The organism is Stenotrophomonas sp. FR012, from assembly GCF_047520565.2.
Classification (GTDB): Bacteria; Pseudomonadota; Gammaproteobacteria; order Xanthomonadales; family Xanthomonadaceae; genus Stenotrophomonas; species Stenotrophomonas sepilia.
This window is the reverse complement of record NZ_JAXBQL020000013.1, coordinates 1-18,940: the sequence shown is the minus strand read 5'-3', so window position 1 is coordinate 18,940 and position 18,940 is coordinate 1. Positions and strand designations below refer to the sequence as shown.

Sequence of the window (18,940 nt, the reverse complement as noted above, 5' to 3'; positions counted from 1 at the left end):
AAGTGTGAAGGATGCGTGCACACCTGACACGTGCCATTTGTCCTGTGCGGCTGAATGCGACACGGAGTACCATCTTCCACCCTTTGCCTTCTGGAACCGACCTGCATGCGTCCTGGTGCGACTACGCGTGACCGCTGGATCTGGATGACGTCCGCCGTGCTGCTGGCCGCGACCATCGCGTTGGAACTGGTCGTCCCGCTCGGCTACGCGGTATGGCTGGCCTACTTCCTCGCGGTCGGCGTGACGGTGTTCCAGCGCAGTGCACGCGCGCCGTTCGTGGTCGCGGTGATCGCCTGTGTCCTGCTGGTGATCGGCTTCAACGTTGCGCCAGCCAGCAACAATTCGTCCTTCTCGCTTGTCAACCGTACCGTCGGTGGCTGCGCCTTCCTGATGATCGCACTGATCGTCTCGCGCGCGATCCAGGCCCGGCGCCAGGCGATGCGCGCGCTCTGGCTGCAGGAGGCCGAGAACGCGGTGGCGATGAGCCTGCGCGGTGACCTCGGGCCGGAGCAGATCGCCGAGGCGGCAGCAGTAAGCCTGGCCGGGCAGCTGGATGCAGAGGTCGGTGCGGTCTATCGCCTGGACGGCGGCCGGCTGCAGCTGACCGGTGGCGTGGCGCTGCCCTCTGGGACGCCGGCCTCGCTGGCCCTGCACGAAGGACTGGCCGGGCAGGTTGCCCGGGACGAACGCATCCGCCACCTGCACGGCGAAGATGCTGCCGTGCTCGAACTGCAGACCAGCCTGGGCCGGCTGCCGGTGCGCGAGCGCATCCTGGCGCCGATCAGCAGCGATGGTGCGGTGGTCGGTGTCATCGAGCTGGGCCGCGCGCGGGCGGGTGAACAGCGTGACCTGGATCGCGAGCTGCTGGAGCGCTGCGCCGACACCATCGGCATGGCACTGCGCGCATCGCTGCTGCGTGCGCAGCTGGTGGTTCTGCTGGAAGAGTCGCAGCGCCAGGGCGAGGAGCTGCAGGCCCAGCAGGAAGAGCTGCGCGTGGCCAACGAGGAACTGGAAGAGCAGAGCCGCAGCCTGTTGCAGTCGCAGAGCCACCTGGAAGAACAGCAGGCTGAGCTGGAACAGAGCAACGTGCAGCTGGAAGAGCGCACCCACGAGCTGGAGGCGCAGAAGCAGGCACTGCTGGTTGCGCAGAGCCAGCTGGTGCGCAACAGCAACGAGCTGGCGGCGACCTCGCGCTACAAGTCCGAGTTCCTGGCCAACATGTCGCATGAGCTGCGCACGCCGCTGAACAGCTCGCTGATCCTGGCCAAGCTGCTGGCCGACAACAAGGACGGCACGCTGACCGAGGAACAGGTGAAGTACGCGCGAGCGATCCTGTCGTCCAACAACGACCTGCTCGCGCTGATCAACGACATCCTCGACCTGTCGCGCATCGAGGCCGGCCATGTCGAACTGTCCGATGAAGTGGTGGTGGTCGAGAGCGCGCTGCAGCGCCTGCGCGAGACCTTCGAGCCGATGGCGCGGCAGAAGGGCCTGGCCCTGCAGATCGAAGCCGACGCCCTGGCACCGACCCAGATGGTGGTTGACAGCCAGCGGCTGCAGCAGATCCTGAAGAACCTGCTGGCCAACGCGGTGAAGTTCACCGAGCATGGCAAGGTCAGCCTGCACGTGCGTGCCGGCGGCAACGGCCGCATCCGGTTCGAGGTCTGTGACACCGGCATCGGCATTGCCCGCGAGCAGCTGGATGTCATCTTCGAAGCGTTCCGCCAGGCCGATGGCAGCACCCGCCGTCGCTACGGCGGTACCGGCCTGGGCCTGTCGATCTCGCGCGATCTGGCCGAGCGCATGGGCGGCGGCATCCAGGTCGACAGTGAGCCCGGGCGCGGCAGCTGCTTCATCCTGGAGCTGCCGCTGCAGGGAGCGCCCGCGGCGAGCGCAGCCGTCGCTGCCGATGTCCCCGTGGCAGCGCCGCCGACGGCGCCGGCCGTGCTGCCGGCCGCGCCCGTATGCGCTGCGACCGCAGCAGCGCCGGTTACTGCGATGGCCGGCGTAGCCGACGACCGCGGTCGCCGCCAGCGCGCCGGGCGCCTGATCCTGGCGGTCGAGGACGATGCCACGTTCGCCGAAGCACTGGTGGCGCTGGCCCATGAACTGGACTTCGACTGCGTGGTAGCGGGCACGGCGGAAGAGGCGCTGGCCCTGGCCAGTGAACTGCGCCCGAACGGCATCCTGCTCGATATCGGCCTGCCGGACGTGTCGGGCCTGAGCGTGCTGGAACGCCTGAAGCGCAACCCGGACACCCGCCACATCCCGGTGCATGTGGTCTCGGCCACGGACCGCAGCCAGGTGGCGCGCGAGCTGGGCGCGATCGGTTTCGCGATCAAGCCGACCACGCGCGAGCGGCTGGTGACGGCGATCGAACAGCTGGAACAGACCAGCCAGCGCGACATGCGGCGGCTGCTGATCGTGGAGGACGACAACGAGCTGCGCCACAACCTGGAACTGTTGCTGGGCCGCGACCAGCTGCAGATCGTCGCTGTAGGCACCCTGGCCAGCGCACTGGAACAGCTCAGTACGGTCACGTTCGACTGCATGGTGATGGACCTGTCGCTGCCCGACGGGAGCGGCTACGACCTGCTCGAGCACATGGCCGGCAACGACGATGTCGGTTTCCCGCCGGTGATCGTCTATACCGGCCGCGCACTCAGTCGCGAGGAAGAGCAGCGACTGCGCCGCTATTCCAAGAGCATCATCATCAAGGGCGCGCGTTCGCCCGAGCGCCTGCTGGACGAGGTGACCCTGTTCCTGCACAGCGTGGAGGCCAGCCTGCCCAGCGACCAGCAGCGCCTGCTGCGCGAGGCCCGCCGTCGCGACACCGTGCTCGACGGTCGGACGGTGCTGCTGGCCGAGGACGACGTTCGCAACATCTTCGCACTGTCCAGCGTGCTCGAACCCCTCGGCGTCACGCTGGAGATCGCGCGCAATGGCCAGGAAGCGGTGGATCGCCTGGCCGAGCGCGAGGTCGACCTGGTGCTGATGGACATCATGATGCCGGAGAAGGATGGCCTTGCTGCGATGCGCGAAATCCGCGCGCAGCGCCACCTGCAGGACCTGCCGATCATCGCGCTGACCGCCAAGGCCATGCCGGACGACCGTGAGCGCTGCCTGCAGGCCGGCGCCAACGACTACATCGCCAAACCCATCGACGTCGACAAGCTCGTCTCGCTGTGCCGGGTCTGGTGCTCGCGGCAATGAACGAGCAGGCCCTGTTCGACCTGGAGCTGAAGGTGCTGCTGGAAGCGCTTTACCAGCGCTACCACTACGATTTCCGCAGTTATGCGGTGTCGTCGCTGCGCCGGCGGATCCGCCAGGCCATGCAGCGCTATGAGTGCGAGCGGCTGGCCGACCTGCAGCACCGCCTGCTGCACGAGCCGGACCTGTTCGCGCAGGCGATGCAGTTCTTCACCGTGCAGGTCTCGGAGATGTTCCGTGACCCGGCCTATTTCCGCGAGCTGCGCGAGCAGGTGGTGCCGGTGCTGCGCACCTACCCGTCGGTGAAGCTGTGGGTGGCCGGTTGCAGTACCGGCGAGGAAGTGTGGTCGCTGGCGATCCTGTTGCACGAGGAAGGCCTGCTGGAGCGCAGCATCGTCTACGCCACCGACATCAATCCGGCAGCCCTGGCCACCGCCGAGGCCGGCGCCTATGGCATCGACCGAATGGCCCAGTTCAGCCGGAACTACCTGGCGGCCGGTGGCACCGCCTCGCTGTCCGACTACTACGCCACGGCCTACGATGGCGCGGTGTTCGATCGCCAGCTGCGCCGCAACGTGGTGTTCGCCGACCACAGCCTGGCCACCGACACCGTGTTCTCCGAGGTGCATCTGGTGTCGTGCCGCAATGTGCTGATCTATTTCAACCGCGATCTGCAGGACCGCGCGGTGGGCCTGTTCCGTGAAGCGCTGGTGCATCGCGGCTTCCTTGGCCTGGGCAGCAAGGAGTCGCTGCAGTTCGGGCGCCACCACGGCGCATTCGAGACCTGCTCGCGGGAGCATCGCCTGTACCGGAAGGTTGCCTGATGGCACTGCCGACACGACCGGCCGTGCTGGTGATCGGGGCCTCTGCGGGTGGGGTTGCGGCGCTGCAGGCGGTGCTCGGCGCGCTGCCCGCGGCTCTACCGGCGCCGGTGCTGGCCGTGCTGCACCTTCCGCGCGACCGCAGCAGCCGCATCGCCGAAGTGCTGGCGCCGTACTGCGCGCTGCCGGTGCGCGAGGCCGAAGACAAGCAGCCGCTGCAGCCAGGCACGGTGACCTTTGCGCCACCGGACTATCACCTGCTGGTGGAAGACGCCGGTTCGCTGGCGTTGTCGGTGGACGCGCCGGTGCTGTTTTCGCGCCCGGCCATCGATCCATTGTTCGAGTCGGCTGCGGCCGTGTTCGGCGCGCAGGTGCTGGCCCTGCTGCTGACCGGTGCCAGCAGCGATGGTAGTGAAGGGGTGGCCGCGGTGCGCGCCGCCGGTGGCCGCGCCTGGCTGCAATGTCCCGAGGAGGCCGAGGCATCGATGATGCCGGCCTCCGCCCTGCAGCACGCCGGCGCCGATGCCGTGCTGCCCCTCGAACTGATGTGCCGTCGCCTGAAGGAGTTGTTTGCATGAACCTGCTGCCACCGGACCCTGCGCAGTCGCAGACCCCGGTCAACCTGCTGATCGTCGATGACGTGCCGCAGAACCTGGTGGCCATGCAGGCGCTGCTGCAGCGCGAAGGCGTGAACCTGCTGCTGGCGGGCTCGGGCGCGCAGGCGCTGGAACTGCTGCTCGAGCATGAGGTGGCGCTGGCGCTGCTGGACGTGCACATGCCGGAGATCGATGGCTTCACCCTGGCCGAGCTGATGCGCGGATCACACCGCAGCCGGGATGTGCCGATCATCTTCCTGACCGCCTCGCCGGACGACCCGCTGCGCGCGTTCAAGGGCTACGAAACCGGCGCGGTCGACTTCCTGCACAAGCCGGTGGCGCCGCAGGTGATCCTGAGCAAGGTCAATGTCTTCATCGAGCTGTACCAGCAGCGGCAGCTGCTGAAGGCGCGCAACGAGGCGCTGGAGCGCTCGCTCAAGCTCAACGAGACGATGGCGGCGGTGCTCACCCATGATCTGCGCACGCCGCTGTCGGCGATCCTGCTGTGTGCCGACAAGCTGGCGCTGGAGCTTCCTGCGGGCAATGACGGCGCGCAGCAGACCCTGAAGCACCTGGAGGCCAGCACGCTGCGCATGGCGCGCATGGTCGAGCAGCTGCTGGACTTTTCGCGGATCCGCAGCGGCGGGCTGCGCCTGCAGGCCAGCGCCTGTGATCTTGCCGAGGTCACGCGTGCGGTGGTGGCCGAAGCGGGCAGCGCCCACGGCCACGCACGGGTGCATCTGGATATGCTGGGCGATACCCGCCTGCAGGGTGATCTGGATCGGCTGGGACAGGTTGCCGCCAACCTGATCGGCAATGCGCTCACCCATGGCGGTGAGGCGAGGGTGGAGGTGGACGGCCGTGATCCGCGCAGCGTGCTGCTGCGGGTGAGCAACGCGGGACGGATCGACGACGCGCTGCTGCCGCGCCTGTTCGAGCCGTTCAAGGCCAGCTTCCATCCCAGCAATGGCCTGGGGTTGGGCCTGTATATCGTCGATCAGTTCGTGCGCGCGCACGGCGGGCACATCGCAGCGCGCAATGAAGCCGGTCAGGTGGTGTTCGAAGCCCGGTTGCCGAGGCGCACAGAGGGGCTGCCGGCGGCCGCTACCTGAATTCTTCAGGGAACACCTGCGGGCACCGAGACGGACTCGTCCGCAGCTGCTACCGTGGGTGTACATCTTGTCAAGGAAGCGCCATGCCACTGCGTGCCATCGCCTACGTCAGCCAGGCGCTGCCGGATCTTTCCGCTGAACGGCTGCGGGCGCTGGTCGATGATGCAGCCCGTTTCAACAAGATGGCGGGCGTGACCGGTGTGCTGCTGCATGACGGCGGGCGATTCCTGCAGTACATCGAAGGGCCGCCGGATGGTATCGATTCGGTGTACGAACGGATCCTGCAGGCCGGTAGCCATATCGACATCATCGAACTGGCGCGTGGCCGCCTTGGCCAGCGCCAGTTTCCGTACTGGTCGATGCGCGCGTTGCCGGTGGAGGAGGCGCTGCTGCGGCAACTGTCTTCCAGCGACTGGTCAGGTTTCACCCGCGCGTTGCATGGTGACCTGTCGGCGCCGACCCCGGTGGATCTGCTCGATCAGGTCGTGCAACCGGTGCTGCACGCAGGTTGAACCTGCGTGGAAGGTTCAGCGCGCTGCACTTCCGCAGTACGCCGCGTGCAACGCCTGCAATACGCCCAGCGCCGGCCCTTCCACTACCCGGTAGTGGATCGACTGCGCTTCGCGCCGGGTCGAGACGATGCCAAGTCCGCGCAGCACCGCCAGATGCTGGGACAGCGCTGATGCGCTGAGCCCGGTCAGTGCCTGAAGTTCCGGTACTGGCGCCTCGCCTTCGACCAGCCGGCACAGCACGCGCAGCCGTGCAGGATGGGCCAGGCTTTTGAGCAGCGCCGCGGCCTGGGCGGCATGCTCGGCCATCGCGGCACTGTCGAGCTCGATTCGGGCCATGGTTGACCTTTTGCTTTAGAAGACGCTAATTTAGAAAAAGCTAATTCAAAAGGCAAGCGAATGAACGCGACAACTGGAGGCAGGTCATGACCGTGCCGTGGGCCGCCGTCGCGGGGGGCGCGTTGATCGGTGCGGCGGCGGTGGTCTTGCTGGCAACCACGGGCCGGGTAGCCGGCATCAGCGGCATCGCCGCTGGCAGCGTGCGCGCAACGCCCGGCGATCGAGGTTGGCGCTGGGCATTCCTGCTCGGCCTGCTTGCCGCTGCAGGGGGTGTGCTGTGCTGGCAGGCCGTGCCAGATCAAGCGCCCCGCGACCTGTTGCGTGACGCCTTGCCGGCGTGGCAGCTGGTTGGCGCCGGCCTGCTGGTCGGATTCGGTACGCGGTTGGGCAACGGCTGCACCAGTGGTCATGGAGTGTGCGGCGTGGCCCGCGGCTCAATGCGGTCGCTGCTGGCGGTGCTGGTATTCATGGCCTGCGCAATGCTGACTACATTCCTGATCCGTCATGGCGGGGGCTTCGCATGAGCCGCATGATGGTGGCCGCCGGCGCGGCAGGGGCGCTGTTCGGCGCGGGCCTGGCGCTGGCCGGCATGACCGATCCGCGCCGCATCCTCGGTTTCCTCGACATCGCCGGCGATTTCGATCCCACCTTGGCCTGGGTGCTGGCCTCGGCACTGCTGGTCAGCGCGGTCGGCCAGCGCTGGGTGCTGCGGCGCCCGCGGCCGTCATGCGCAACGCGCTTCCAACTGCCCGCTGTGCGCGGTGTCGATGTACGCCTGGTGCTGGGCGCGGCATTGTTCGGAATGGGTTGGGGTTGGGCAGGCTATTGCCCGGGCCCTGCCATCGCCGGGCTGGCGGTGGGATCGCGCGAAGCGCTTTGGTTCGTGCCGGCCATGCTTGCAGGTTTCTGGCTGCACGATCGCCTGGTTCGCCGGGGCTTCACCGCTGTGTCACCCTGAATCGGGTCATATCCACGGATCACGGGGAAAGGAGTGCAACGACATGGCACGGATGAAGTGGAAGGAAAGGGCACTGCTGGCGGTCGCGCTGGCCGCCGCAGTGGCACCCGCGCTGGCCTGCACGCGCGCGGTCTACCTGGGCGACAACGGTGATGTGATCACCGCGCGCTCGATGGACTGGAAGGTCGATGTGGCGACCAACCTCTACGTGCTGCCGCGCGGCATCGCGCGCACTGGCCAGGCCGGGCCGAAGTCGCTGGCCTGGACGGCGCGCTACGGCTCGGTGGTGGCCACCGGTTATGACGTATCGACCACCGATGGCATGAACGAGAAGGGCCTGGTGGCCAACCTGCTGTGGCTGGTCGAATCGGAGTATCCGAAGCAGCGCGGCAACAAGCCGGGCCTGGCCATCTCGCTATGGGCGCAGTATGTGCTGGACAACTTCGCCACCGTCGACGAGGCGGTCGCGGCGCTGCAGCGCGAGCCGTACTCGATCGTCACCGACAAGGTGCCGGGCGAAGACCGCCAGGCCACGCTGCACCTGTCGCTGTCAGATGCCAGTGGCGACAGTGCCATCGTCGAATACATCGGCGGTCGCCAGGTGATCCACCATGACCGGCGCTACCAGGTGATGACCAATTCACCGATCTTCGAGCAGCAGCTGGCACTCAACAGCTACTGGCAACAGATCGGCGGCACGGTGATGCTGCCGGGTACCAACCGCTCAGCCGACCGTTTCGCGCGCGCCTCGTTCTACATCAACGCCATTCCCAAGTCCGAAGACCCGGTGGTGGCGCTGGCCAGCGTGTTCAGCGTGATCCGCAATACGTCGGTGCCCTACGGCATTACCACGCCGGGCGAGCCGAACATCTCCTCCACGCGCTGGCGTACCGTGGCCGACCACAAGCGGCGCTTGTACTTCTTCGAATCGGCATTGACCCCGAACACGTTCTGGGTCGACCTCAACAAGGTGGATTTCGGCGGCAAGGTGCTCAAGCTCGATCTCGGTCCGGACCAGCGCAATACCTTTTCCGGCGACGCGCTGGGCCACTTCGTGCCCAGCGCACCGTTCGCGTTCCTCGGCGTCGACGGTTAGTTCGACGCCTGGCTGGAAGCCGGATAGACCGCCTGGATCGTGCAGCCGCCGCGGGTGTACTGCGGCAGCGGCGCCAGCGCGTCGTTGCGCAGGTCACCATTCTCGAATCCGGCGGTGAGGATGCGATCGCCCGGATTGCCACAGATCAGGCCGTTCTGCATGCCGGAGTGGAAGCTCAGCTGTGGCGCACGGTCGAGCTGGCGGCAGTGGCTGCCAAGCTCCACGCGATAGTAGCGGTGACCCCCATTGCGATGCGGATTGGTCTCCACCAGCATGCCCTGCGGGTCGGACGACCACGCGCGCACGTTGCGCGTGGCAAAGCAGTACGACGGCGAACCACCGAAACTGCGGCGGATGTCCCTGCGCTCGCGGATGGTCAGTGCGGGCAGGGTGGCCATGCGCAGGCGGTCGCTGTCGCGGGCCACGCTGGCGTAGTCGCGATCCTGCACGGGGGTCACCGCGCTGATCGCGCAGCTGCGGCCATCGACCACCACACGCTCGCTGGGGCGACCGCAGGCCCAGCCGGCGGGTGCTTCAAGTTTCAGCGTGGTGGCACCGCGGACGCCGGGGCACTCTTCGCTGAAGTCGATCCGATAGGCCTGGCCCGAGGCGGCTCGCAGAGCGATTGAACGCGATGAAGCCTGCTCCACTTCCTGGACGCCGACCGCGTCCATGCAGTGCGGGGCCGGTGGCGTACGTTCCTGCGCGGAGGCCGAGGCGGTGAGCGCCAGGCCGAGGCTGGTGGCAAGCACCAGGGACAGCTGCTGATGGGTCATGACCTGCACTCCCTGCGTTGGATGACGGATCGACTATAGCAGCGGTTTGCACGGCCGTTGTTACACGCGCACACTGCCCGGATGGGCGCCATCTTCCATCTGCGGCACTACGGGCAGGCCACCGGCCTGGACCGCCATGACTACGCGCAGTGGGTGCTGCCGCTGCAGGGGGAACTGCAGTTCGAGATGGAAGGGCGCGGCGGCCGGCTGGACCTGCTGCAGGGGGCATTTGTCGCCGCCGGCGAAGCACATGACCAGATGGCGGACGGCCCCAATGGTTTCGTGATCGTTGATTGTCCTCCAGGCGTGCTGGATGACGGCACGCAGGAGCATCTGTGCCGCCAGCGCTGGCTGCATCTGCCGCTGGCGTTGCGGCAGCGCCTGGCCGCCGTGCAGGCAGGGCAGCCGATGCCGGCGTTGCTGCCGCAGTTGCTGCAGGTATTTGCACCGGCGGGCAGTGGCGCGCGCATGCAGGGCCTGTGCGCGGCGGTGCAGGCCGATCCCGGCCGGGCCTGGCCGGTTGCCCGGATGGCCGGAGTTGTCGGTGTCAGCGAGAGCCGGTTGCACACATTGTTCCAGCGCGAGTTCGGGCTGAGCCCGCAGGCCTGGCTCAGCGCGTGCCGCTTGCGTTGGGCCAAGCATCAGCTGCGCACCACTGCCGCGCCGATCAGCGATATCGCACTGGCCGCAGGCTATTCCGAACAGAGTGCACTGACCCGTGCGCTGCGCCGCGAATGTGGCCAGACCCCCGCTGCGTGGCGCAGGGGGCCGGCTGATCTGTAGAGCCGAGCCCACGCTCGGTTGCCCTTATCTGCACAACGGTGAATCGCAGCCGAGCATTGGCTCGGCTCTACAGAGGTGACAAGGCAGCAGCCTGGGTCAAGAGCGCCCAGCGGCCAGCGCTTACACTGCGCGGCCCGTTCCATCCGCCCGGACAATCCGAATGCGCAACAACCCGATGGCCGTGGGCATCGCCAATGGCGTGGCCGCTGGCGCACTGTGGGGCGTGGTCTTTCTCGCGCCTGCCGTGCTTCAGTCGTTCAATGCGTTGCAACTGTCCGCCGGCCGCTACCTGGTCTATGGCCTGATGGCAGTCGCCCTGCTGCTGCCGCGATGGAAGCGGCTGGCACCGCGGCTGGGCCGTGCCGAATGGATCGGCCTGCTGTGGCTGAGCCTGGCAGGCAACCTGGTGTATTTCCTGCTGCTGGCGACCGCCGTGCAGTGGGCCGGTGGCGCTGCAGCATCGCTGATCGTCGGCCTGATTCCGGTGGTGGTCACCCTCGTTGGCGTGCGCGAGCAGGGCGCTGTACCACTGAAACAGCTGCTGCCGGCACTGGGGCTGTGCGTGCTGGGGGTCGCCCTGGTGGGGTGGGAAGCGCTGATGTCCGAGCACCTGGCCACCCCGTGGCGGCAGCGCCTGATCGGGCTGCTGTGCGCGTTCGGTGCGCTGTTCTCGTGGGCGCTGTATTCGATCGGCAACAGCCGCTGGCTGGCGCGCAGGCCGGACCTGTCCAGCCATGACTGGTCGCTGCTGACCGGCGTCACCACCGGCGGCCTGGCCCTGCTGCTGGTGCCGATGGCCTTCATCGGGCACACCGGCAGCCATACGGCGGCGCAATGGAGCGGGTTCTGGGCGATCAGCGCCGGCGTGGCAGTGGTGGCCTCGATCCTCGGCAACGCATTCTGGAACCGTGCCAGCCGCCTGCTGCCACTGACCCTGACTGGCCAGATGATCGTGTTCGAGACCCTGTTCGCGCTGCTGTACGCCTTTGCATGGCAGCAGCGCTGGCCCTCGCTGCTGGAAGCGCTGGCAATCGTGTTCCTGGTGGCTGGCGTGATGCTGTGCGCGCATGCGCATCGCACACCACGGGCGATCGCCGAACATGCCGGCTGAATGCAGTCGTCAAGCGTGCTGATGCCGGCTTTGTCTCAGTTGCAACCAAATGTCGGCACGTTGGCCGATGATCGCTGCATCGGTTTTTTGCATCGCAGCACTTGACAGCGGCAGGGCGCACAGTGTTTTCTGTGCGCCATGGTCCTTGATGCCGCCCACGCCAGCCTGATCGCCCCCGCCATTGCGGGCCGTTCGACTGCGCCGGTCGCGACCATCACCACCATTACCACCACCACCGTCACCACTGCCCTGGTGCGGCCCGTCGTCTTCGTGTAACTCCCGAAAACCACGGCCCCGCACCCTACAGGTGGCGGGGAAACTCGACACCTGCATGCGACGGGGCCTCCTACCGAGGTCTGCATGTCTTCCCACGCTCCCGCTCATTCCGTTGCCCCGGCCGACCTGGCTGCACCGTCCACCGTCGTGCACAAGTTCGGCGGCACCTCGGTGGCCGATGCCGAACGCTATCGCCATGTGGGCGGCCTGCTGCTGGCCCGTCCCGAATCGCTGCAGGTCACTGTCGTCTCGGCGATGAAGGGCGTCACCGACGCGCTGATCGAACTGGCCCAGCTGGCGGCCAAGGGCGATCAAGGCTGGCGTGAGGCCTGGCATGCCCTGCGCGCACGCCATCGCGGCGCTGCCGTGGCGCTGCTGGGCGAGCAGGTGGGCGAGACGGTCGAATGGATCGACGCCCGCTTCGATCAGTTGGCCGAAGTGCTGGCCGCGCTGGCGGTGATCGGCGAGCTGCCGCGCGAGGTGCTGGACCGTGTGCAGGGCTTGGGCGAAGTGTTTTCCGCACAGCTGCTCGGCACGCATCTGCGCGCGCTGGGCGAAGACTGCGCGGTACTCGACGCGCGCGATGTGCTGGTGGTCGGGCATGGCGAACTCGGCGTGGATGTCGACTGGGAAGCCAGTGCCGACCGCCTGGCCAAGTGGCGCCTGCAGCATCCGCAGTCGCGCCTGGTTGCCACCGGATTCGTCGCACGCGATCGCGATGACCGCATCACCACCCTCGGCCGCAACGGCAGCGACTATTCCGGTGCGATCTTTGCCGCGCTGTTCAACGCTGACGAGCTGCACATCTGGACCGATGTCGATGGCGTGCTGTCGGCGGACCCACGGCTGGTGCCCGAGGCGGTGCAGCTGGAAGCGCTGAGCTACGACGAGGCCTGCGAACTGGCGTACTTCGGCGCCAAGGTGGTGCACCCGCAGACGATGTCGCCGGCGATCCGCCTCGGCCTGCCGATCTTCATCCGCAATACGTTCCAGCCGGCGCATCCGGGGACGCGGATCAGCGCCGAGCGCTCGCCGCGCGGGCCGGTGAAGGGCCTGACCCTGAGTCCCGGGCTGGCCCTGCTGAACCTGGAAGGCACCGGCCTGATCGGCGTGCCGGGTACCGCCGAGCGCGTGTTTGCCGCGCTGCGCCAGGCGCAGGTGTCGGTGGTGATGATCTCGCAGGGTTCCTCGGAACATTCAATCTGCTGCGTGGTGCGTGCTGCCGAAGCCGGCCGTGGCCGTGATGCACTGCTGCACGCATTTGCGCACGAGTTGTCAGCGGGACAGGTGCAGCGCGTACAGGTCAGTGAGGGCGTCAGCGTACTGGCCGCGGTCGGTGACGGCATGGCCGGGCAGCCAGGTGTGGCGGCGCGCCTGTTCGAGGCACTGGGGCGTGCGCAGGTGAACATCCTGGCGATTGCGCAGGGCTCGTCCGAGCGCAACATCTCGGTCGCCGTGGATAGCGCCGATGCCACCCGTGCGCTGCGCGCGGCGCATGCAGGCTTCTGGCTGTCGCCGCAGACCTTCGCGGTCGGTGTGATCGGGCCCGGCAACGTTGGCGCCGCACTGCTGGACCAGTTGCTGGCCGCGCGCCCGCAGCTGCTGGCCAAGGCCAATGTGGATCTTCGCCTGCGTGCGCTGGCCTCGCGTTCGCGCATGCGCCTGGAAGTGGACGGCCTGCACGCGGACTGGCGCGAGGCCCTGCGGGACGCGGGTGAATCCAGCGATCTTGATCGTTTCACCGAGCACCTGCTGGCTGCGCACCTGCCGCATGCGGTGGTGATCGACTGCAGTGGCAGTGCCGAGGTGGCCGAACGCTACGAGGGCTGGCTGGCGGCAGGCATCCATGTGGTCACCCCGAACAAACAGGCGGGCGCCGGGCCGCTGCCGCGCTACCAGCGCATCCGCGCCGCCGCAGCGGCCAGTGGTGCGCGCTTCCGCTACGAGGCCACGGTGGGCGCGGGCCTGCCGGTGATCACCACGCTGCGCGATCTGGTCGATACCGGTGACGAGGTGCTGACCATCGAGGGCATCTTCTCCGGCACGCTGGCCTGGCTGTTCAACCGCTTCGATGGCAGCCAGCCGTTCTCGCAGCTGGTCGCGCAGGCGCGGTCAATGGGCTATACCGAGCCGGACCCGCGCGATGATCTGTCCGGTGTGGACGTGGCACGCAAGCTGGTGATCCTTGCACGCGAGGCCGGTCACGCGCTCAGCCTGGAACAGGTACAGGTGGAAAGCCTGGTGCCGGCACTGCTGCGCGACGGCAGCGTGGATGACTTCATGGGGCGGCTGGGCGAGTCCGACGCCAGCTTGCTGCTGCGCCTGCAGGATGCGCGGGCGCGTGGCGCGGTGCTGCGCTACGTGGCACGGCTGGGCACCGACGGCGCCTCGGTGGGCCTGCAGGAACTGCCGGCCGACCATGCCTTCGCCAACCTGCGGCTGACCGACAACGTGGTGCAGTTCCGTACCCGCCGCTACTGCGACAACCCGCTGGTGGTGCAGGGACCGGGCGCTGGACCGGAAGTGACGGCGGCGGGCGTGTTCGCCGACCTGCTGCGGGTAGCCGCTGGCGAGGGAGCACGCCTGTGATCGCACGTGCATTTGCGCCCGCCTCGGTGGCCAATGTGGCGGTGGGCTTCGACATTCTGGGGCATGCCATTGCAGGCGTTGGCGATACGGTGAGCGTGCGGCGTATCGATGAGCCGGTGGTGCGCATCGAGGCGATCCGTGGCAGTGCGGTCGAACTTCCGCTGGAGGCGGCCGGAAACACGGCAGGTGCGGCGTTGATGTCGCTGCGCGCAGGGCTGGACCTGGACTTCGGCTTCGCGGTGGAGATCGACAAGGGCATTCCATTCGGCTCCGGCATGGGCGGCTCGGCAGCGTCGTGCGTCGCTGCGCTGGTTGCTGCCAACGCATTGCTGGATGCGCCACTCGCGCGCGAGGCGCTGTACCCGTTTGCGCTGGACGGCGAGGCCGTGGCCAGTGGGGGCCGCCATGGTGACAACGTGGGGCCGCTGCTGCTCGGCGGGCTGGCGTTGTGCACGGCCGACCGCCTGCTGCCGATCCCTGTGCCAGCCAGTTGGCACAGCCTGCTGGTGCACCCGCACGCGGTGCTGGAAACCCGTCTGGCACGCCAGGCGCTGCAAGGCAGCTATGCGCTGGGTGAATTCGTGGCGCAGAGTGCGAATCTTGCGCTGGTGCTCAGCGGCTGCCATCGCAGCGACGCGGCGCTGGTCCGCGCTGGCCTGCGCGATGTGCTGGTGGAGCCGCGACGGGCGGGACTGATCGGCGGCTTCGAGGCGGCTCGTGATGCGGCGTTGTCAGCCCGTGCAATGGGCGCAGGCATCTCCGGTGCCGGCCCCAGCGTGTTCGCCTGGTTCGAAGATGCCGACCAGGCCCACGCTGCCGCGGCGCCGGTGCAGGCGGCATTCGCTGCTGCCGGCTTCGACAGCGATGCCTGGGTGTCGCCGCTGGATGCGCCCGGAGCCCGGCTGTGCTGAATCCTTCTCCCTCTTTGGATACTGAACCCATGCAATTCGTTTCGACCCGCGGCCGGTCCCCGGCCGTTGGCCTCAGTGCGGCCATCGCTGCAGGCTTGGCGCCCGATGGTGGCCTGTACGTGCCCCAGGTACTGCCGGCGCCACGTGAGCTGGAAGCCGGTGCGACCCTGGCCGATACCGCTGCAGACCTGCTGGCACCGTTCTTCGCCGGAGATGCGCTGGAGGCCGGATTACCGTCGATCTGCCGCGAGGCGTTCGACTTCCCGGTGCCGCTGCGTGCGCTCGGCGACGGTGACCACGTGCTGGAACTGTTCCATGGGCCGACGGCGGCGTTCAAGGACATTGGTGCGCGTTTCCTGGCCGGTACGCTGTCGCGGCTGCAGGCCGGCAAGGACCGTGACCTGACCATCGTCGTCGCCACCTCCGGCGATACCGGCGCCGCCGTTGCCGCGGCCTTCCATCGCCAGCCAGGCGTACGCGTGGTGGTGCTGTATCCGGATGGTCGCGTATCACCGCGCCAGGCGCACCAGCTCGGCTGCTTTGGTGACAACATCCTGGCGCTGCGCGTGGCCGGTGCCTTCGATGACTGCCAGGCCATGGTCAAGCAGGCGCTGGCCGACCGCGAACTGCAGGCACAGGTGCCGCTGAGCTCGGCCAACAGCATCAGCCTCGGTCGCCTGCTGCCGCAGATGAGTTACTACGCACATGCGGCACTGAGCCACTACGCGTTGCATCGTCGCCGGCTCAACCTGGTGGTGCCGACCGGCAACCTGGGCAACGCAATGGCCGCAGTGCTGGCGCGCGCGCTGGGCGTGCCGATCGGGCAGATCGTGCTGGCCACCAATGCCAATGCCGTGCTGCCCGCGTACTTCAGTGGCGGCGACTACCAGCCGCAGGCCAGTGTGGCCACCGTGGCCAATGCAATGGACGTGGGTGCGCCAAGCAACTTCGAACGCCTGCGCTGGCTCTACCAGGGCGACGATGCCGAACTGCGTGCTGCCTTCCGGGCGTTTGCGGTGGATGACGTGACCATCCGGGCCACCATTGCCGCCGCGCATGCCAGCACGGGCGAGCTGTTCTGCCCGCATACGGCTACGGCGGTGAAGGTGCTGCAGGACCTGCGCGCCCGTGGTGCCAAGGGCGACTGGGCGGTGGTGGCCACCGCGCATCCGGCCAAGTTCGAGGCCGTGGTCGAGCCGTTGATCGGCGAACCTGTGGCCGTGCCGCCGGCATTGGATGCGTTGTTGCAACGGCCGGCGCACGCCGAACCATTGGCGGCAGATTACGTGGCGTTGCGCGAGGTGTTGTTGCGTTGATCGGAGATGGATGTGGTTGCCGGCCGCTGGCCGGCAATCCCATCAACCGCAGTGCGGTCAGATCAACCCTTCACCAGCCAGTGTGCGCAGCCCGTCCTCGTCGAGGATCTCCACTACGTTCAGGTGGGGCAGGGCAATCAGCCCTTGCTGGCGCAGCTTGGTGAAGGTGCGGCTGACCGTTTCCATGGTCAGACCCAGATGGTCGGCGATGTCGCCTCGGCCCATCGGCAGCGACACGCGCAGGCCGTCGCCGCCCAGCCTGGCTTCACGCGCGGCCAGGCGCAGCAGGAAATCAGCCAGCTTCTCGGCCGGCTGCAGGCGTGCCAGCGCCAGTGCAGCGTCCTGCGCGGCATCCAGTTCCTGGCAGGCACGCTGCAGCAGCTTGCGCTCCAGGTGCGGGAAGCGGCTGCGGAGCGCCTTCATCTGTGGCAGCGCGACCCGGCAGACACGGCTGTCTGCGATGGCTTCGATGTCGTAGCGGTGATGGTCGCTGCCGCTCAGGCCCAGGTAGTCGCCGGGCAGCACGAAGCCGTTGATCTGGCGGCGGCCGTCGGCCAGGGTGCGTACCAGGCGCAGTGCGCCGGCAGTCAATGTATAGACATGGTCGCGTTCTTCACCCGTGCGGGCGAGCGTGCTGCCCATGCTGACCTGCTGCGAAACGGTGACCTGTTCCAGCGCCTGCACTTCATCGGGCGACAGCGCCGAGCACACCGCAAGGTGGCGAACCGAGCAGTGCAGGCAGTCCAGCGTGGTGCAGGACGGCGAGGCGGGATCGTTGGTGGCGGGCGGAGCGCCGGAAGGCCGTGACATGTTGCGGGGGCGTATCGCGGGCGGGGAGGGCCTTATGATACTTCAAGCGGCCGTTCGACCCTGCCCGAGGCGGGGGCGCTAGAATGTCGCCCCCTCCCACGTCCCGTTCCAGCAGGAGTTCCGCCCGTGATCAAGCCCCGTACCCCGCCCGGCACCCTTGAACTGCTGCCGCGCGAGCAGATTGCGTTCCAGCGCATGCTGGACGTGATCCGCCGCAACTACGAGCGCTTCGGGTTCCTGCCGGTGGAGACGCCGGTGTTCGAGCTGTCCGATGTGCTGCTGACCAAGTCCGGCGGCGAGACCGAGCGCCAGGTGTACTTCGTGCAGTCCACCGGTGCGCTGGCCAATGCGGCCGAATCGGGCGACCGTTCGCTGCCGGAGATGGCGCTGCGCTTCGACCTGACCGTGCCGCTGGCACGCTACGTGGCCGAGCACGAACACGAACTCACCTTCCCGTTCCGTCGCTACCAGATGCAGCGCGTTTACCGCGGCGAGCGTGCCCAGCGCGGCCGTTTCCGCGAGTTCTACCAGTGCGACATCGACGTGATCGGCAAGGACAGCCTGAGCGTTCGCTATGATGCCGAAGTGCTGGCGGTCATCCACGCCGTGTTCTCGGAGCTGCGCATCGGCGACTTCAGCATCCAGCTGAACAACCGCAAGCTCATGCGCGGCTTCTTCGAAAGCCTGGGCGTGGCCGAAGGCGAGCGCCAGCTGGCGGTGCTGCGTGAAGTGGACAAGCTGGACAAGCGCGGCGCCGATTACGTGCGCGAGACGCTGGTGGGCGAGGGCTTCAACATCCCGGGCGAGCAGGTCGAGAAGATCCTGGCCTTTGTGGCCGTGCGTTCGCAGGGCCATGCCGATGCGCTGGCGCAGCTGGCAACGCTTGAAGCCGACGCCGGTTCTTCGGAGATCCTGCGTACCGGCGTGGCCGAACTGCGCGAAGTGCTGCAGCTGGTGCAGGCGCTGGGCGTGCCGGAAACCGCGTACTGCCTGAACTTCTCCATTGCGCGCGGCCTGGACTACTACACCGGCACCGTCTACGAGACAACGTTGACCGACCACCCGCAGATCGGCTCGATCTGCTCGGGCGGCCGCTACGAAGACCTGGCCAGCCACTACAGCAAGTCCAAGTTGCCGGGCGTGGGCATTTCCATCGGCCTGTCGCGCCTGTTCTGGCAGCTGCGCGAGGCCGGCCTGATCGATGGCATCGAGGCCAGCAGCGTGCAGGCGCTGGTGGCGCTGATGGACGAGCAGGGCATGCCGCAGTCGCTGGACATCGCCCGCCGCCTGCGCGCCGGTGGCATCAATACCGAAGTGCAGATGGAGCCGAAGAAGATCGGCAAGCAGTTCCAGTACGCGGCCAAGGCGGGCATCCGCTTCGTGGTGCTGGCCGGTGAAGACGAGCTGGCGCGCGGCGTGGTGGCGGTGAAGGACCTGCTGCGCGAGCAGCAGTTCGAAGTGTCGCGCGATGAGCTGGCGAGCACCCTGCAGGTGGAGCTGGAGCAGTCGAAGGTGATGTAACGGCCGGTTGGCCGCATGCCAACACGCCACGAAAACGCCCACCACCCGGTGGGCGTTTTCGTTTCCGGGCCGCGTTCCGGGGTCAGAGCCGTTTTCCTTCAGAAAACGGATCCGACCCCTTGCTGTTCCAACAGCTCGCAGGAAACTGTCGACGGCGGGGTGGGTCCGGAGGCAGGGGTGTCCGCGGCATGCATGCCGCGGACAAG

Annotated in this window: 17 protein-coding genes and 1 pseudogene; 14 read left to right on the top strand and 4 right to left on the bottom strand. The window is 67.7% G+C overall.

Translation table 11 applies throughout. The features are described 5' to 3' along the window. The first annotated feature begins 105 nt into the window (after positions 1 to 105). The 5 genes from ACM0O9_RS17265 (at position 106) to ACM0O9_RS17245 (ending at position 6,251) form a co-directional block, all read left to right on the top strand. Entirely contained in the window at positions 106 to 3,213 is a 3,108-nt protein-coding gene (locus ACM0O9_RS17265) for a response regulator (RefSeq protein ID WP_235649544.1), read from the top strand. Next, positions 3,210 to 4,034 (top strand): CheR family methyltransferase, encoded by an 825-nt coding sequence (locus tag ACM0O9_RS17260; protein ID WP_005416310.1) that lies wholly within the window; start codon positions 3,210 to 3,212, stop codon positions 4,032 to 4,034. The genes ACM0O9_RS17265 and ACM0O9_RS17260 overlap by 4 nt, the downstream gene beginning before the upstream one ends. After that, complete coding sequence (locus ACM0O9_RS17255) at positions 4,034 to 4,609, top strand: chemotaxis protein CheB (protein WP_049413816.1); 576 nt, start codon at positions 4,034 to 4,036, stop codon at positions 4,607 to 4,609. Before ACM0O9_RS17260 ends, ACM0O9_RS17255 begins: the two co-directional genes overlap by 1 nt. Next, complete coding sequence (locus ACM0O9_RS17250) at positions 4,606 to 5,739, top strand: hybrid sensor histidine kinase/response regulator (RefSeq protein WP_005416312.1); 1,134 nt, start codon at positions 4,606 to 4,608, stop codon at positions 5,737 to 5,739. The genes ACM0O9_RS17255 and ACM0O9_RS17250 overlap by 4 nt, the downstream gene beginning before the upstream one ends. A gap of 83 nt (positions 5,740 to 5,822) precedes the next feature. After that, positions 5,823 to 6,251, top strand: a complete 429-nt coding sequence (locus tag ACM0O9_RS17245; RefSeq protein WP_005416313.1) for a BLUF domain-containing protein — start codon at positions 5,823 to 5,825, stop codon at positions 6,249 to 6,251. A gap of 15 nt (positions 6,252 to 6,266) precedes the next feature. On the opposite strand, the gene ACM0O9_RS17240 is transcribed toward ACM0O9_RS17245, so the two are convergent. Next, positions 6,267 to 6,587 (bottom strand): ArsR/SmtB family transcription factor, encoded by a 321-nt coding sequence (locus ACM0O9_RS17240; RefSeq protein WP_005416314.1) that lies wholly within the window; start codon positions 6,585 to 6,587, stop codon positions 6,267 to 6,269. 83 nt (positions 6,588 to 6,670) lie between these two features. On the opposite strand from ACM0O9_RS17240, the pseudogene ACM0O9_RS17235 reads away from it, so the two are divergent. The 3 genes and pseudogenes from ACM0O9_RS17235 to ACM0O9_RS17225 all read left to right on the top strand — a co-directional run. Continuing rightward, a pseudogene (locus ACM0O9_RS17235) lies at positions 6,671 to 7,111 on the top strand (YeeE/YedE family protein); the annotation flags it as partial. Then, a complete protein-coding gene (locus ACM0O9_RS17230) occupies positions 7,108 to 7,545 on the top strand; it encodes a DUF6691 family protein (protein ID WP_065185005.1) in 438 nt (145 codons plus the stop codon). The pseudogene ACM0O9_RS17235 and the gene ACM0O9_RS17230, both read left to right, overlap by 4 nt. Before the next feature lie 43 nt (positions 7,546 to 7,588). Beyond that, positions 7,589 to 8,641 (top strand): linear amide C-N hydrolase, encoded by a 1,053-nt coding sequence (locus tag ACM0O9_RS17225; RefSeq protein ID WP_053499905.1) that lies wholly within the window; start codon positions 7,589 to 7,591, stop codon positions 8,639 to 8,641. On the opposite strand, the gene ACM0O9_RS17220 is transcribed toward ACM0O9_RS17225, so the two are convergent. Next, a complete protein-coding gene (locus ACM0O9_RS17220) occupies positions 8,638 to 9,417 on the bottom strand; it encodes a DUF6491 family protein (RefSeq protein WP_005416318.1) in 780 nt (259 codons plus the stop codon). The genes ACM0O9_RS17225 and ACM0O9_RS17220 overlap by 4 nt on opposite strands. A gap of 81 nt (positions 9,418 to 9,498) precedes the next feature. On the opposite strand from ACM0O9_RS17220, the gene ACM0O9_RS17215 reads away from it, so the two are divergent. Together ACM0O9_RS17215 and ACM0O9_RS17210 are read left to right on the top strand one after the other, a co-directional pair. Beyond that, on the top strand, positions 9,499 to 10,200 hold the full coding sequence (locus tag ACM0O9_RS17215; RefSeq protein WP_065185003.1) for a helix-turn-helix transcriptional regulator: 702 nt from the start codon (positions 9,499 to 9,501) through the stop codon (positions 10,198 to 10,200). A 160-nt stretch (positions 10,201 to 10,360) separates the two neighbouring features. Beyond that, positions 10,361 to 11,311, top strand: a complete 951-nt coding sequence (locus tag ACM0O9_RS17210) for a DMT family transporter (RefSeq protein WP_005416320.1) — start codon at positions 10,361 to 10,363, stop codon at positions 11,309 to 11,311. 9 nt (positions 11,312 to 11,320) lie between these two features. Here ACM0O9_RS17210 and ACM0O9_RS17205 read toward each other — a convergent pair whose 3' ends face one another. After that, positions 11,321 to 11,644, bottom strand: a complete 324-nt coding sequence (locus ACM0O9_RS17205) for a hypothetical protein (RefSeq protein WP_222523757.1) — start codon at positions 11,642 to 11,644, stop codon at positions 11,321 to 11,323. A 27-nt stretch (positions 11,645 to 11,671) separates the two neighbouring features. On the opposite strand from ACM0O9_RS17205, the gene thrA reads away from it, so the two are divergent. Genes thrA through thrC form a run of 3 tightly spaced genes read left to right on the top strand, consistent with a single transcriptional unit; the run spans position 11,672 to position 16,403 of the window. Further along, positions 11,672 to 14,176, top strand: coding sequence for a bifunctional aspartate kinase/homoserine dehydrogenase I (thrA, locus tag ACM0O9_RS17200; protein ID WP_235649545.1), 2,505 nt, complete (start codon positions 11,672 to 11,674; stop codon positions 14,174 to 14,176). Further along, positions 14,173 to 15,087, top strand: a complete 915-nt coding sequence (locus ACM0O9_RS17195; RefSeq protein ID WP_065184999.1) for a homoserine kinase — start codon at positions 14,173 to 14,175, stop codon at positions 15,085 to 15,087. The genes thrA and ACM0O9_RS17195 overlap by 4 nt, the downstream gene beginning before the upstream one ends. 29 nt (positions 15,088 to 15,116) lie before the next feature. After that, the gene (gene thrC, locus ACM0O9_RS17190; RefSeq protein ID WP_065177573.1) at positions 15,117 to 16,403 is read left to right on the top strand and encodes a threonine synthase; all 1,287 of its coding nucleotides are present in this window, start codon (positions 15,117 to 15,119) and stop codon (positions 16,401 to 16,403) included. Between the two features lie 57 nt (positions 16,404 to 16,460). Here thrC and ACM0O9_RS17185 read toward each other — a convergent pair whose 3' ends face one another. Then, on the bottom strand, positions 16,461 to 17,213 hold the full coding sequence (locus ACM0O9_RS17185; protein ID WP_005416324.1) for a Crp/Fnr family transcriptional regulator: 753 nt from the start codon (positions 17,211 to 17,213) through the stop codon (positions 16,461 to 16,463). Positions 17,214 to 17,339: 126 nt separating this feature from the next. Here ACM0O9_RS17185 and hisS point away from each other — a divergent pair, with 126 nt between their 5' ends. Next, positions 17,340 to 18,734, top strand: a complete 1,395-nt coding sequence (gene hisS, locus ACM0O9_RS17180; protein ID WP_065177574.1) for a histidine--tRNA ligase — start codon at positions 17,340 to 17,342, stop codon at positions 18,732 to 18,734. Positions 18,735 to 18,940: the final 206 nt, after the last annotated feature.